Genomic DNA, 13,210 nt, shown 5'->3' on the forward strand with positions numbered 1-13,210 from the left:
GCTTGACCGGCAATGTGCCGTAGGCCAACACTCGCTCCAGACCTCTGCACAAGGATGTGACGATGCACGGCTCGCGCTCTCTGCTGGCTCTGGCCCTGTCGGCCGCCGCCTGTCCCGCCGTTGCCGACGAATGCGCGGTGGATCTCACTGCGATGCTGGCGTTGACGCCGGAGCAGTTCGATCAGGATCTGGGGGGCGGCTGGCGCCCCATGGCGGAGAAGGCGGAGTGCCAGCTGGCGGCCGCCGATCTCATCGCGGCCTATCGTGCGCAGCCCAAGGCCGCCGGCAACACCACGATGATCTGGCATGAAGCGCAGATGCGTGCACAGGCCGGGCAGGACGCACAGGCGGTCGCATTGATGCGGCAGACCTACAAGCCCGCGCCCGACGCTGGCGGTTGGAATCCCTACGTGGATGCCAGCATCGCCTTCATCGAGAAGGACCGGCCGGCCCTGGCCGCTGCCCGCACGGCGCTGGCAGCCCTGCCAGCGCCGCCGGAGGTGAACGTCAAGGATGGATTTTTCAGCTTCGCGATGCCGAACGGCGAGGTGGTGCAGGTCGCCTGGCCGCCCAACCTCGATGTGGTCGATGCGTTCGTCCGGTGCTTCGGCCAGAGCTACCGGCTGGCGTATTCCGCTCAGTCCTGCCGCCACCCCGACACTACGACCACGCCCGAGGGCCGCACACGCTGATCGGGTCGCAGGAGCTGCCCGTGTTACCCGATCACCCGCTTGAACGGCGGCAGTGAATCGATGATGCGTTTGCCGTAGCGGCGGGTCAGCAACCGCGAGTCGAGGATGATCACGCGACCGGTATCGGTGGAGGTGCGGATCAACCGGCCGGAGAACTGGGTCAGCGTGCGCAGCGCATGCGGGATCGCGATCAGGTTGAAGGCGTTCAGGCCGCGGCTTTCGAACCACTCGCTCAGCGTGGAGGTCTGCGGATCGGTCGGCACCGCGAACGGCACCTGGGTGATGACCACCGTGGTGCAGGCTTCGCCAGGCAGATCCAGGCCTTCGCCGAAGGAATTCAGCCCGAACAGCACCGAGCCCTCACCGGCCGAGGTACGCCGCAGGTGCTCGTCGATCATCTTCTGCTTGGCGGTCTCGCCCTGCACCAGCACCTGTTTGCGCTGCGCGGCCGGCATCAGCTCGGCCACCTTTTCCATCTTCCAGCGCGAGGTAAACAGCACGATGCTGCCCTTGCCCCAGTCCAGTTCCTTGACCAGGTACTTCGCGATTTCCTTCGGGTGACCTTCCTTGTCATCCGGGGTCACCGGGAACGCCGGCACGATCAGCTGGGCCTGGTTGGGCAGGTCGAACGGGGAGGCGAGCGAGACCATCTCGGCCTCGGCCGGAATGCCGTTGTCGATCGCCAAGGCCTGGAAGTCGCCGCCGCCGGTCAGCGTGGCCGAGGTCATCACCACCGAATCCACCTCATCCCAGAGCAGCTTGCGCAGCACGTTGGCGGCCGACACCGGCGAGCCGTGCAGGACCAGGTCGCCATCGCGCGAGAGGGTCACCCAGCGCGCGGTGGGCGGCTGGCCGTCCTTGTCTTCGCGGCGCCAGCCGGTCCACAGGTTGTGCTGCTGCTCGATCATCTCCAGCGCCATGCCGAGGTTGCGCTGCAGGCGCTCGCGCGCGGCATCCTCGGGCTTGCCTTTGGCCACCTGCGTCAGCGCGGCGTGCGCCCAGTTGAACAGCGCGCGGGTGTCGTCGGCGATGGCCTCGATCTCCGGCATCCAGATGTCCGGCAAGCGGCCATTCGGAGCGCGCCACATCGGCTCCTGCGCGGAAGGATCCGGCCGCCAGCTGCGGTCGATCACATCACGAAAGGCCTTGAGCTGCTTGCTGACCTTGGCGGCGGCCTCGATCGCCTCGTTGGGCAGCAGGTTGCCCAGCTTGTCCTTGTCCACCGCGCGGTAGGACGCGGCGATCAGCACCTGCAGACGGCCGGTGCGCTTGGCCATCTCGTCCAGCGCGAGGCTGGCCGCACCCTGGTCGATGGCGACGTTGCCGATATGGTGGCCTTCGTCGAGCACCAGCAGCATGTCCGACGGTGGGGCGATCAGCGGCTGGCCGTTGTCGCTCTCACCGATCGACAGGGCCGACAGCAGCAGCGCGTGGTTGGTCACCACGATCTGCGCCTCGCGCACGGTGTTGCGCGAACGCAGCACGGCGCACTGCGCGGCGTAGGCGCACTTGCGCCCGGCGCAGCCCGAGGCCGGCGTGGTGATGCGCGAGCGCAGGGTGTTGCTGATCGTTTCCGGCGCGTTGTCCAGGTCGCCGTTCCAGCGGCCTTCGAGGAAGGCCTTGCTCAGCGACTGCGCCAGGTCCATCTCGATCGGCGCCAACGGGCGATCGAACAGCGGCTGCTCGTCGTCGAACATGCCTTCCTGCGCGCCATCGCCATGCGCTTCGGCGGCATTGCGGGTGCACAGGTAGCGGGTGCGGCCCTTGGCCAGCGCCACCGTCGCTTCGATACCGGTGGCCTTGAGGAAATTGGGGATGTCGCGCTCGACCAGCTGCGACTGCAGCGCCACGGTGCCGGTGCTGATCACCAGCTTCTTTTTGGTCGCCAGCGCGATCGGCACGCCGGCGGTCAGGTAGCCCAGCGACTTGCCGACGCCGGTCGGGGCTTCAACCACGCCCACGCCGCCGCTGTGCGAGAGCGCACGCGACACCACACCGATCATCTGGCTCTGCGAGCGCCGGGTACTGAAGCCGGGCGTATTGGCCTGCAGCTTGGCGTAGGCGTCGCGGATGCCGGCCTTGAGTTCGTCGTTCAGGGCGCGGGGGGCTTCAACTTTTTCGGTCACGCCGGAGGACTGCCTGACTGGATCACGGTCCCCATTTTCTCACGACCCGGCGGTCGTGACCGGCGCCATTTTCCGCGCCGGTTCATATCCGTGACGCGACCCACGCCAACACTGTGGACCGCGACAGCCTGCTGCATCCGCTCAGCGCGGCGGCAGCGGCGCAGCGGGCGGAACGGCGCGGCTGCGCAGCGCGCGGGTCATCGCCCAGACCAGCAGGACCAGCGCGAGCGCCTCGAACAGGTTGAGCGCGAAGTGGCCAGCGCCCAGCAGCTTGGACATCAGCTGCAGGTTTTCGTAGTTGCCCTGCTGCACCATCCACATCGGCACCAGGTTGAGCACCAGGCCGGCCAGCGTGGTCAGCGCTATCAGGCCCAGCGCGCCCAGGGCAACACTGCGGATCGCCCCGCGCGGGGTGTCCACCACCCAGACCACCGCGACCGCCAGCGCGATCAGCACCGGCAGGCGCACGCCCACCATGGTCAGCATCGAGACCAGCAGGTCCATGTCCACCGGCTCAGTCCTCGCCGGCCAGCGGCGCCAGCCGGTTCCGCAGCTCGGTGTAGACCGCGTCGGTCTGCGGGCGCACCGCGTGCCACTGCAGGAAGCTCTCGGCGGCCTGTTCGACCAGCATGCCCAGGCCGTCGACGATGTTGCGGCAGCCGGCCGAGCGCGCCCACGCGGTGAAGGCGATCGCGGCCTCGCCGTAGTTGAGGTCCACGGCGGTGGTCATGCTGTTGACGAGCGAGAGCGGCAGCTTGAATTCCGCGGCGCGGTCGCGGCCGGCCGAGGTGGCGTTGACGATCAACTCGAAATCGCCCAGCTCGCGGATGTCTTCCCAGTAGCGGGTGATCGCGCGGCCCGGCTCGCCCATCGCATCGATCAGCGCGTCGGCGCGTTCCGGGGTGCGGTTGACCACCACCAGCTCCAGGATGCCGGCATCCAGCAGGGCCGGGGCCACGCTGCGGGCCGAGCCGCCGGCGCCGATCAGCAGGGTGCGGCGGCCACGCAGGTCCAGGCCGTGGCGGTCGGTAAGGTCACGGACCAGGCCGATGCCATCGGTGGTGTCGCCATGCCAGCGGTCGCCCTTGCGCAGCAGCGTGTTGACCGCACCGGCGCGGCGCGCGCGCGAGGTCAGCGTGGTGCACAGTGCGAAGGCGGCTTCCTTGTGCGGCGCGGTGATGTTGGCGCCCACGCCGCCCTCGGCGGCGAAGGCCTCCAGCGCTGCCAGGAACTCGGCCGGCGACGCTTCGATCGCACGGTAGTCCAGCGCCAGGCCTTCCTGCCGGCCGAACGTGGCGTGGATGTGCGGCGACTGCGAATGCGCGATGGGCTGGCCGAATACGGCGTAACGGTCGGTCATGGGTTGTCCTGCTCCGGGCCTAGAATGGAACGCAAACCCCAACGGACGCGATGATGCGCATTCCATTGTCTCTGCTCGCGCTGAGCGCCAGTTTACTCTGCACGCCCGCCGCGATGGCGCTTTCCGAATTCGGCATCGAGGGCATGGGCGTGGTCTCGACCAAGGCCAACGAAGCCCAGGGCACGATCGCGCCGGACGGCCAGCGCATCGTGTGGGCCAGCGACCGCGCCGGTGGCCAGGGCGGCTGGGACCTGTGGCAGGCGGTGCTGCGCGATGGCCGCTGGCAGGACCCTGCCCCGCTCGCGCTCAACAGCGCCAGCGATGAGCGCGACCCCTACTTCAGCCATGATGGACGCTGGCTGTACTTCGCCTCCAACCGACCCGGCGGCCAGGGCGGATTCGACCTGTACCGCGCCCCGATGGCCGCCGATGGCAGCGTCGGGCCCGCGCAGACCCTGCCGGGGGCGCTCAACACGCGCGCGGACGAACGGGCCCCCGCGCTGCGCCCGGACGGCCGCATGCTGCTGTTCTCGCGCAACGGCAAACACACCCAGGGCGGCTTCGATCTGTACCTGGCGCCCGTGCAGGGCGAGGGATTCGGCACCGCGCAGGCCCTGCCCGCCCCGCTCAACACGGCCGCCGACGAGCTCGGGGCGGCCTGGCTGGATAACGAGGGTGCACTGGCCTTCACCCGCGCGAGCGACGGGCATTCGCAGGTCCTGCTGGCGGGCTGCGATCACCGCCAGGCGGCGGTGCCGTTGACGTTGTCGTTCAACACCGCCGACGGCCAGACCGGCGCGCCGGTGGTGGACGCGTCCAAGCCCACGGAGATGGTGCTGGCTGGCATGGCACGCGCACCGCGTGCCGGCGGGCTGGATCTGTACCGGATCAAGGCGCCGGCAGCGCCGCGGGGTATGGGCTGCGGTTGATGTTGCGGGGCCGAAGGGCAGCGACGCTTGGCGTCGCTCTACCCGTGGAGGCGGCGCCGGCCAGCGTCAATGGCCCTGCAGCAGCTCCGCGCGCAGCTGCTCGTACTGCGCCTCGCTGATCTCGCCGTGATCCTTGCGCTGGTTCAAGGCGGCCAGCTGTGCCTGCAAGGCGGGCGACAGCTGCGCCTCACGGGCGATGCGGGCCGCGGCGGAGGGCTGCTCCGGCGCCTGCCGCGCGGCGCGGCGCACGCCACGGATCACCAGCCCGATGACCGCTGCAAATGCCAGCACGCCGGCCGTCCAGGTCACCCACTGTAGCCATCCCATCGTCTGCATCATCCTCGTCCTGTATCGGGGTGGGCGCGTATTGTCAGCGCTCGCGCAGCCAACGCGCCACCTGCGGGGCGAAATAGGTCAGCACGCCATCGGCACCGGCACGCTTGAAGCCGATCAGCGATTCCATCACACACGCCCGCTCGTCCAGCCAGCCATTGGCGAAGGCCGCCTTCATCATCGCGTACTCGCCACTGACCTGATACGCGAAGGTCGGCACGCCGAACTGCTGCTTCACCCGGCGCACCACGTCCAGGTAGGGCATGCCCGGCTTGACCATGACCATGTCCGCACCTTCTTCCAGGTCCAGCGCGATCTCGCGCATGGCCTCATCGCCGTTGGCCGGGTCCATCTGGTAGGTCTTCTTGTCCGCCTTGCCGAGGCCGGCCGAGCTGCCCACCGCATCGCGGAACGGACCGTAGAACGCCGAGGCGTACTTGGCCGAGTAGGCCATGATGCGCACGTTGACGTGGCCCGCAGCATCCAGCGCACGGCGGATCGCACCGATGCGGCCGTCCATCATGTCCGAGGGCGAAATGATGTCCACACCGGCGTCTGCATGCGAGAGCGACTGCTTGACCAGCGCATCCACGGTAATGTCGTTGAGCACGTAGCCGGCGTCATCGATGATGCCGTCCTGACCATGCGTGGTGTACGGATCCAGCGCGACATCGGTCATCACGCCCAGCTCGGGGAAGCGCGACTTGAGTGCACGCACGGCGCGCTGCGCCAGCCCGTTCCCGTCCCACGCCGCCGCCGCGTCCAGACTCTTGCCGGCCGGATCGATCACCGGGAACAGGTCGATCACCGGGATGCCCAGTTCCAGCGCCTCTTCGGCCACCTTGAGCAGCTCGTCGATCGAGAGCCGTTCCACGCCCGGCATCGAGGCGATCGGCGCGCGGCCGGCCAGCTCGTGCACGAACACCGGATAGATCAGGTCGTCGGTGGTCAGGGTGTTTTCGCGCATGAGGCGGCGCGAGAACTCGTCGTGACGCATGCGGCGGGCGCGATAGTCGGGGTGTGCCATGAGGTGCTCCGGAACGGAAGGCAGGAATTACTGCAGCAGGTACTGCCGCGGTTGCAGGGGCTCGGGCAGCGGCTGGACGCCCAGGCTGTCGAGCAGATCGATCTCGATGGTGCGCACCATCGCATCCAGCGGCAGGTCGTTGGATTCCAGCCCGAACGGCTCTTCCATCTCCTCGCCGAGCTGGTCCAGGCCGAAGAACGCATACGCCAACACGGCCGAGACCACCGGCGTGGCCCAGCCCAGCGAGCTGGCCAGGCCGAAGGGCAGCAGCACGCAGAACAGCCACGCGCAGCGGTGCAGCAGCAGCGTGTAGGCGAACGGCAGCGGGGTGGTCAGGATGCGCTCGCAACCGGCCTGGATGCTGGAAAGCGCATGCAGGCGTGTTTCGAACTGGGTGTACAGGTAGGGATCGAGCTGACCGGCGCGCAGCGCCTGGGCCAGATCGGAGGCGATCATCGCCAGCAGTTGATCCGGCACATTGCGGCGCTGGCCGAAACGCACGCGGTCGGCCTCGGCCACCCACGGCAGCGCCGCCAACGCCACGTCGCGGCCGCGCAGGCGGGCGGCCAGGGCATGCGCGAAGCCGATGCACAGCCGGCACACGCGGTCGCGCAGCGCAGGATCGTCGACCAGCAGCGCCTGGCACAGGCGGGCCAGGCTGCGCGATTCATAGATCAGCTGGCCCCACAGCTTGCGGCCTTCCCACCAACGCTCGAAGCAGGCGTTGTTGCGGAAGCTGAGGAAGATCGACAGCACCAGGCCCAGCAGCGTGAACGGCGCCACCGAGACGCGCTCGATGCCCGGCGGGTGCCACAGCTCGGCCAGGGCGGCAACGGCAATGGACAGCAGCAGGATCGCCACGACTTTCGGGGCCACCGCCGGAACGATGGAGCCGCGCAGGATGTAGAGCAGTTGCCAACCGTGGGGACGAGGACGAATGATCATCGGTGCAGGGAGAGCGCCCGGACGGGCGTGGACCGCCGGCGGAGCCGGATGCGGCAGCCGGTCATTCTACGCCGATGGTGCCGGGCGGCAGTGAGCTGCGACGGTCGGTCGCACCCGCATGGCTCAGATGATGCCGCCGCCCAGCCCGAGCCGGACGATGCCGACCACCACCACGATGCCGTTGAGCACCAGCCCGGTCCAGGCCCGGCCGCGCTTGCTGACGTGGGTGAACAGGATGCCGATGGCGGCGATGACCGCGCCCACGGCGGCGAACGGGATCAGGAACCAGTTGCCCCAGCCCAGCAGCGGGATCAGGGCCACAATCATCCAGAGCAGCGCCACGATGCCCCACAACAGACTGATCAATCCCATGCCCGGCTCCTTGAGGTGAATGCGTGGCCCACCATAGCGGTTCCGGGCGCAGGCGCAAGCGGCAGCGAGACGCCGTTGGCGGGGGCCTCACCGCGGCGGTGCTAGGGTGCACTGGCAGGGGTTGGCACCGATTCAGTCGCCAGCGCCGATCATCCCAGCCATCACACACAGGGGTAACGCCATGAACATCCGATGCGCCGCATTGCTGGGCCTGGCGCTGCTCAGCGCTGGCTGTGCCAGCACCTCCAAGGTCATGCTCGGCCAGGCACGTGCGCCGGTCGATCCGGCCACGGTCCAGATCTACTCCACGCCGCCGGCCGGCTCACAGGAAATCGCCCAGCTTGAATCGGCCAGTGCGGTCGGCTTCGGCACGCAGGGCCAGACCGATGCGGCCGTGATGCGGCTCAAGCGTGAAGCGGCCGCCCTCGGTGCCAATGGCGTGATCCTGATGGGCGTCGGCTCCAGCGGTTCGCCGGTGGGCATGTCCGTCGGTGCGGGCAGCTATGGCTCGCACGTGGGCGGTGGCGTCGGCATCGGCATTCCGACCACGCAGAAGCGCGCGGCCGGCGTGGCCATCTGGGTACCCAACCCGCCGCCGGCGCCGCGCCTGCCCACGCAGACGATCACGCCGCAGCGCTAACCGGCGCCGCGGTAGGCCACGACCGTTGGTCGTGGCGGCCGGGCCAGCGCACCGACCAACGGTCGGTGCCTACCGGGAAACGCCCCGCACCTACCGGAACCGTGTCAGCGCTTGGCCGCGCTGTTGTACTTCGGCACGAACACCTCGTTCACTGCCTTGGCCAGCTGGTCCGGCGGCAGCAGGCCCTGGTCCAGCAGGAAGTTGTTGAACGCCAGCCGGTCGAAGCGATCGCCCAGCGCCAGCTCGGTCTGCATGCGCAGCTCAAGGATGCGGGTGTAACCGTAGAAGTAGCTGCCGGCCTGGCCGGGCATGCGCACCATGTAGCGGTCCAGTTCCTGGGTGGCCATCGCCTTGGACAGGCCGACTTCGTCGATCAGCACGCGCTCGGCGTTGGCACGGTCGATCTGGCCCAGGTTGAGCATCGGGTCCAGCATTGCGCGCGCGGCACGCAGCAGGCGGAACTGCAGCGCGATCAGCTGCCCGTCCAGCGGCTCGTACGGCACCATCTCCGCTTCGGCATACAACGCCCAGCCTTCCACGTTGACCGAGTTGAAGGCGAACATGGTGCGCGCCAGCGAGATGCCGCGCTCGACCATCGCGGTGAACTGCAGCTCGTGGCCCGGGCGGCCTTCATGCGCGCTCAGCGTCCAGGCGGCCGAGCCGAAGTTGAAATCGTCGTACTGCGCGGCCTTGTCGCCGGCGGCCGGGTTGCCCAGCGGCAGCACGAAGGTGCCCTGCTGCCCGGTGTTGCCGACCAGCGGGGCCGGCAGGAAATGCGGGGCCGGCGAGGCGGCACTTTCGGCAGCCGAGCCCAGCCGCATCTGCATCGGGCGCTGCGGCACATCGACGATCTTTTCCTTGCGGATGATCGGGTCGATCGCATCGATCACGCCACGGTAGTGGTGCTCAAGCTGGTCGTCAGGAATCTTGTCGCCCTTGAGCGCACGCACCACCGCGACCGGATCGGTGGGGTCGGTGACCTTCAGGCCCTTGGCCTGCACCACCAGCGGTGCCAGCTGGCGCATCGCCGACCGGGTTTCCATGAATTCCAGCTGGGCCCGCTGCATCAGCAGCGCCGGGGCGATGTCGATGCCCACGCGCTTGAGCTGGTAGGCATACAGCGGCTCGGGCAGGCGCGCGTCGGTGCGGGCCTTGGGCAGCACGTCACGGCGGGTCCAGTCGCGGTACTCGCGCAGCTGGCTGGCGATGGTCTGCAGCGCCTGCTCGGCACCGGCGACCTTGTACTTGCCGAACAGCTGCTCGATGCCGCTGATGTAGGTATCCACATTGGCCAGCGACTGCTCGACTTCGATCTTCGTCGGCTGCAGCAGGCTCTTGTCGCCCAGGCGCTCTTCGTAGCGCTGGCGCGACAGCGTGGTCACCGGCTGCGTGCCCGGGGCAAGCCCGGCGTAGGCCTTCAGGCGGTCCAGCGCCTTGGCGCGGCGTTCGGCGGGCACCTGGTCGGACAGCAGCAGGTTGAGGCCGCTGAACACGGTCTGCGGGGTATCGCTCCACGGCAGCAGGTACTTCTCGTTGAGTTCGCTGCCTTCGATGTTCTGGTCGGCGGCGGCGATCATGATCGCCAGGTCCTGGCGGACATTGGGATCGCGCTCGGTGGCGAGCTTGGCCTGCAGCTCACTGCGCGACTTGGCCATCGCCGCGCGGTAGCGGGCGCCGTTGTCCGGGCCGAAGTCGGCCACCTTGTCGTCGTAGCCCGGCACGCCGAAGAAGCCGGTTTCTTCCGGCTGGAACGGGCCCTGCGCATCCAGCAGGATCTGCGCGAGCTGATTGCTGCGGGTCACCCAGGCCGGCGAAGCGGCGGGCTTGGCGGCTGCCGGCGCGGCCAAGGCCGGGGGAGCCGACAGCGCGGCGGGAACGGACAGCGCAAGCGCAACGGCGAGGACAAGCGGCTTCATGCAGGAACTCCAGGGCAGGATGCCTGCGACCCTACGCACTTGGCGGGTCCGGGGCAATTGGCCGGAGGTCATGCGCCGCTCAGATCTGCAAGGCCTCCGGTGCCGGCGGGCAGTCCCCCTTCGCCCGGCACTCTTCGAGCGCGCAACTGTCCGCGGCTTCGAGGTCGTCCAGGGCGGCCAGATCGATCGCCTCCTTGCCGTCGGTCACCACGTACAGCATCGGGTAGTCCCAGTGCTCGCCGGCGCGCTTGGCGTTGAGGAAGATGCGGCCGTTGCCCTGCGGGCCGGACACCGCGATCACGAACTGGCTCTGCCCGTTGGAATGCATCGAGCCGGCGGGCAGGTAGCCATCGCGCAGCGGCTCACCCAGGGCCGCCACCAGTTCGATGTTGCAGCGCGCGCGGCGCATGGCTTCCTGGTAGGGCGTGCTGGACTTGCTCCAGTACGCCCACTGGGACAGCGCGAACCCTACCGCGCCCGCTGCCGCCGCCATACCGACCACCACCGCAAGCGGCATCGCCCAGCGCCAGTGGCGACGCCACCAGCCGGTGGGCACGGTCGAACCAGGAAGCGCGGGCGGCAATGTCATCGGCAAACTCCTTGTCAGGCCGGTGGCGGAAACGCGGCATCAGGGCGCCAGGCAACGCCCCAGGAAATCTTCGGCCAGGCGGTAGCGGTGCAGCGCATTGCTGCCCGACAGGCCGTGCTTGGCGCCGGGGTAGGTCATCAGTTCGAACGGCTGGCCGCGCTTCTGCAGGGCGCTCATCAGCACCGTGGAATTGGTGAACAGCACGTTGTCATCGGCCATGCCGTGGATCAGCAGCAGCCGCGAGCGCAGGCCGTCGATGTGCGCCAGCACGCGCGCTTCTTCGTAGCCCTTCGGGTTGTTGCCCGGCAGGTTCATGTAGCGCTCGGTGTAGTGGGTGTCATACAGGCCCCAGTCGGTCACCGGTGCACCGGCCACGCCGCAGGCGTAGCTGTCGGAGGCCTTGGCCAGCAGCATCAGGGTCATGTAACCGCCGTTGGACCAGCCCTGCACGCCGATGCGCGCCGGGTCGACCCAGGCCTGCTGCTTCAGCCAGGCCACGCCGCGCAGCTGGTCGGCCACTTCCACCGTGCCCTGCACGCCATACAGCGCGCCACCGAAATCGCGGCCGCGACGCGGGGTGCCACGGTTGTCCAGCGAGAAAACCACGTAGCCCTGCTGGGCCAGGTACTGGTTGAACAGATGATCGCCACGGCCGGGCCAGCTGTTGGTGACCGTCTGCGAGGCCGGGCCGCCATAGACGTACACCACCACCGGGTAGCGCTTGGCCGGATCGAAACCGGTCGGCTTGATCAGGCTGTAGTTCAGTTCTGTCTTGCCGTCGGCGGCGGTCAGGGCGCCGAACTCGACCGGGCGCTGCGCATCGAGATAGCGTGCGTACGGATGCGCCGGGTCGTCAAGATTGTTCTCGACCAGGGTGGCGATCTTCTCGCCGTTGGCACGGTGCAGCGCGATCTGCGGCGGCGTGGTCGTGTTGGACCAGCTGTCCACGTAGACGCTGGCGTTGCGCGCGAAGCTGGCGGTGTGCATGCCCGGCGCCTGCGAGAGGCGCTGCGGCGTGCCACCCTGCAGCGACACGGCATACAGCTGGCTTTCGCGCGCGCTGTCCATGCCGGCGCGGAAGTAGACCTTGCCGGCGTCTTCGTCCACGGCGAGCAGTTCGTCCACCGGCCAGGTGCCGGCGGTCAGCGGGGTGACGGTCTTGCCGTCATCGGAGATGCGGTACAGGTGCTCGAAACCACTGCGCTCGGACGACCACACAAAACCACCCTGCTTGAGGAAGCGCAGGCTGTTGTGCAGTGGCACCCAGGTCGGCGAGGTTTCGGTCACCAGCGTGCGCTGCTGGCCGCTGGCCAGCTCGGTCTGGACCATTTCGAGTGTCTTCTGATCGCGCGACTGGCGCTGGAAGGTCAGGTGTTTCGGGTCGCGCCAATCGACGCGGGCCAGATAGATGTCGGGGTTGCGGCCCAGGTCGATCCAGCGCGGCGCGGCGTTCCGGCGCGGCGCGATCACCGCCAGCTTCACGGTGACGTTGTGGTCGCCGGCGGCCGGGTAGCGCTGCTCGATCATCTCGGTGCGGTCGGCATACATCTCGTAGCGTTTCTGCACTGGCACCGGGGATTCATCGATGCGGGCGAAGGCGATCGCCGAGTCGTCCGGCGCCCACCAGTAGCCGGTGTGGCGGTCCATTTCCTCATCGGCCACGAACTCGGCCACGCCGTTGCCGATGGTGTCGCTGCCATCGCCGGTGAGCTGGATCTGCTGGCCGCTGGCCAGGTCGATCACCCACAGGTTGCGGGCGCGCACGAAGCTGACGAAGCCGCCCTTCGGCGAGAGCTTGGCATCGGTGGCGAAGCCTTCGCCGTGGGTGAGCTGGCGCACCGCGGCCTTGCCCTGCTTGCTCAGGTCGTACAGGTACAGCTCGCCGCCGAGCGGGAACAGCAGGGTGCGTGCATCCGGCGACCACTGGTAATCGACGATGCCGGTCATCGCGGCGATGCGCTGGCGCTCGCGGCGGGCCTTCTCGGCATCGCTCAGGGTCTCTTCGCCCGGCAGCACCACCTTGGAATCGACCAGCAGATGGGTCTGCCCACTGGCGATGTCGTATGCCCACAGGTCCAGCTGGTTGCGGTCCGCATCCTTGCCGCGCAGGAAGCTGACCTGCGAGCCATCCGGGGCCACTTTGGGCTTCATCAGGGTCGGGCCGGACAACGGCAGCGGGCCGGTGATGGCATCCAGGGTCAGTTTTTCAGCGTGGGCGGTCGAGGTCGAGGCGAGCATCAGGGCGAGCGAAGCAAACAGGTGGCGCATGAAGGATTCCGGC

General features: G+C 68.6%; 13 protein-coding genes. 3 read left to right on the top strand and 10 right to left on the bottom strand.

From position 1 onward, the window contains the following. Positions 1-62: 62 nt before the first annotated feature. The gene (locus C0R07_RS08500; RefSeq protein ID WP_083298778.1) at positions 63-692 is read left to right on the top strand and encodes a hypothetical protein; all 630 of its coding nucleotides are present in this window, start codon (positions 63-65) and stop codon (positions 690-692) included. Between the two features lie 23 nt (positions 693-715). Here the strand turns inward: C0R07_RS08500 and dinG are convergent, their stop codons facing one another. The 3 genes from dinG to aroE all read right to left on the bottom strand — a co-directional run bounded on the left by dinG (position 716) and on the right by aroE (position 4,178). Beyond that, positions 716-2,818, bottom strand: a complete 2,103-nt coding sequence (gene dinG / locus C0R07_RS08505; protein WP_070472531.1) for an ATP-dependent DNA helicase DinG — start codon at positions 2,816-2,818, stop codon at positions 716-718. A 141-nt stretch (positions 2,819-2,959) separates the two neighbouring features. After that, positions 2,960-3,322, bottom strand: a complete 363-nt coding sequence (locus C0R07_RS08510) for a hypothetical protein (protein WP_070472534.1) — start codon at positions 3,320-3,322, stop codon at positions 2,960-2,962. 10 nt (positions 3,323-3,332) lie between these two features. Further along, the gene (gene aroE, locus C0R07_RS08515; RefSeq protein WP_102788661.1) at positions 3,333-4,178 is read right to left on the bottom strand and encodes a shikimate dehydrogenase; all 846 of its coding nucleotides are present in this window, start codon (positions 4,176-4,178) and stop codon (positions 3,333-3,335) included. A 53-nt stretch (positions 4,179-4,231) separates the two neighbouring features. Here aroE and C0R07_RS08520 point away from each other — a divergent pair, with 53 nt between their 5' ends. Next, positions 4,232-5,107, top strand: a complete 876-nt coding sequence (locus tag C0R07_RS08520) for a PD40 domain-containing protein (protein WP_102788746.1) — start codon at positions 4,232-4,234, stop codon at positions 5,105-5,107. 66 nt (positions 5,108-5,173) lie between these two features. Here C0R07_RS08520 and C0R07_RS08525 read toward each other — a convergent pair whose 3' ends face one another. The 4 genes from C0R07_RS08525 to C0R07_RS08540 form a co-directional block, all read right to left on the bottom strand. Further along, positions 5,174-5,446, bottom strand: a complete 273-nt coding sequence (locus C0R07_RS08525; RefSeq protein ID WP_019185439.1) for an SHOCT domain-containing protein — start codon at positions 5,444-5,446, stop codon at positions 5,174-5,176. A gap of 31 nt (positions 5,447-5,477) precedes the next feature. After that, entirely contained in the window at positions 5,478-6,467 is a 990-nt protein-coding gene (gene hemB, locus C0R07_RS08530) for a porphobilinogen synthase (protein WP_102788662.1), read from the bottom strand. A 27-nt stretch (positions 6,468-6,494) separates the two neighbouring features. Beyond that, positions 6,495-7,412 carry a bestrophin family protein gene (locus C0R07_RS08535; protein ID WP_102788663.1) on the bottom strand — a complete coding sequence of 306 codons (918 nt, stop codon included), beginning with the start codon at positions 7,410-7,412 and terminating at the stop codon, positions 6,495-6,497. A gap of 123 nt (positions 7,413-7,535) precedes the next feature. Beyond that, positions 7,536-7,784, bottom strand: coding sequence for a hypothetical protein (locus tag C0R07_RS08540; RefSeq protein WP_070472543.1), 249 nt, complete (start codon positions 7,782-7,784; stop codon positions 7,536-7,538). A 181-nt stretch (positions 7,785-7,965) separates the two neighbouring features. Between C0R07_RS08540 and C0R07_RS08545 the strand changes: the two genes are divergently transcribed. Next, a complete protein-coding gene (locus C0R07_RS08545; RefSeq protein ID WP_019185443.1) occupies positions 7,966-8,424 on the top strand; it encodes a hypothetical protein in 459 nt (152 codons plus the stop codon). Between the two features lie 104 nt (positions 8,425-8,528). On the opposite strand, the gene C0R07_RS08550 is transcribed toward C0R07_RS08545, so the two are convergent. From C0R07_RS08550 to C0R07_RS08560, 3 genes are all read right to left on the bottom strand, one after another. After that, positions 8,529-10,340, bottom strand: coding sequence for a DUF885 domain-containing protein (locus tag C0R07_RS08550; protein ID WP_070472546.1), 1,812 nt, complete (start codon positions 10,338-10,340; stop codon positions 8,529-8,531). A gap of 79 nt (positions 10,341-10,419) precedes the next feature. Next, complete coding sequence (locus C0R07_RS08555) at positions 10,420-10,929, bottom strand: cytochrome c oxidase assembly factor Coa1 family protein (protein ID WP_046273032.1); 510 nt, start codon at positions 10,927-10,929, stop codon at positions 10,420-10,422. 39 nt (positions 10,930-10,968) lie between these two features. Then, the gene (locus tag C0R07_RS08560) at positions 10,969-13,197 is read right to left on the bottom strand and encodes a S9 family peptidase (protein WP_070472549.1); all 2,229 of its coding nucleotides are present in this window, start codon (positions 13,195-13,197) and stop codon (positions 10,969-10,971) included. Between the last annotated feature and the right edge of the window lie 13 nt (positions 13,198-13,210).

Origin of the sequence: Stenotrophomonas bentonitica (assembly GCF_002887735.1) — a bacterium.
Lineage (GTDB): Bacteria > Pseudomonadota > Gammaproteobacteria > Xanthomonadales > Xanthomonadaceae > Stenotrophomonas > Stenotrophomonas bentonitica_A.

Bases quoted from the DNA above. Each gene is read 5' to 3' on its own strand.
- C0R07_RS08500 (WP_083298778.1), top strand. From the start codon at position 63: ATGCACGGCTCGCGCTCTCTGCTGGCTCTGGCCCTGTCGGCCGCCGCC.
- C0R07_RS08510 (WP_070472534.1), bottom strand. From the start codon at position 3,322: ATGGACCTGCTGGTCTCGATGCTGACCATGGTGGGCGTGCGCCTGCCG.
- aroE (WP_102788661.1), bottom strand. From the start codon at position 4,178: ATGACCGACCGTTACGCCGTATTCGGCCAGCCCATCGCGCATTCGCAG.
- C0R07_RS08520 (WP_102788746.1), top strand. From the start codon at position 4,232: ATGCGCATTCCATTGTCTCTGCTCGCGCTGAGCGCCAGTTTACTCTGC.
- C0R07_RS08525 (WP_019185439.1), bottom strand. From the start codon at position 5,446: ATGATGCAGACGATGGGATGGCTACAGTGGGTGACCTGGACGGCCGGC.
- hemB (WP_102788662.1), bottom strand. From the start codon at position 6,467: ATGGCACACCCCGACTATCGCGCCCGCCGCATGCGTCACGACGAGTTC.
- C0R07_RS08535 (WP_102788663.1), bottom strand. From the start codon at position 7,412: ATGATCATTCGTCCTCGTCCCCACGGTTGGCAACTGCTCTACATCCTG.
- C0R07_RS08540 (WP_070472543.1), bottom strand. From the start codon at position 7,784: ATGGGATTGATCAGTCTGTTGTGGGGCATCGTGGCGCTGCTCTGGATG.
- C0R07_RS08545 (WP_019185443.1), top strand. From the start codon at position 7,966: ATGAACATCCGATGCGCCGCATTGCTGGGCCTGGCGCTGCTCAGCGCT.
- C0R07_RS08550 (WP_070472546.1), bottom strand. From the start codon at position 10,340: ATGAAGCCGCTTGTCCTCGCCGTTGCGCTTGCGCTGTCCGTTCCCGCC.
- C0R07_RS08555 (WP_046273032.1), bottom strand. From the start codon at position 10,929: ATGACATTGCCGCCCGCGCTTCCTGGTTCGACCGTGCCCACCGGCTGG.
- C0R07_RS08560 (WP_070472549.1), bottom strand. From the start codon at position 13,197: ATGCGCCACCTGTTTGCTTCGCTCGCCCTGATGCTCGCCTCGACCTCG.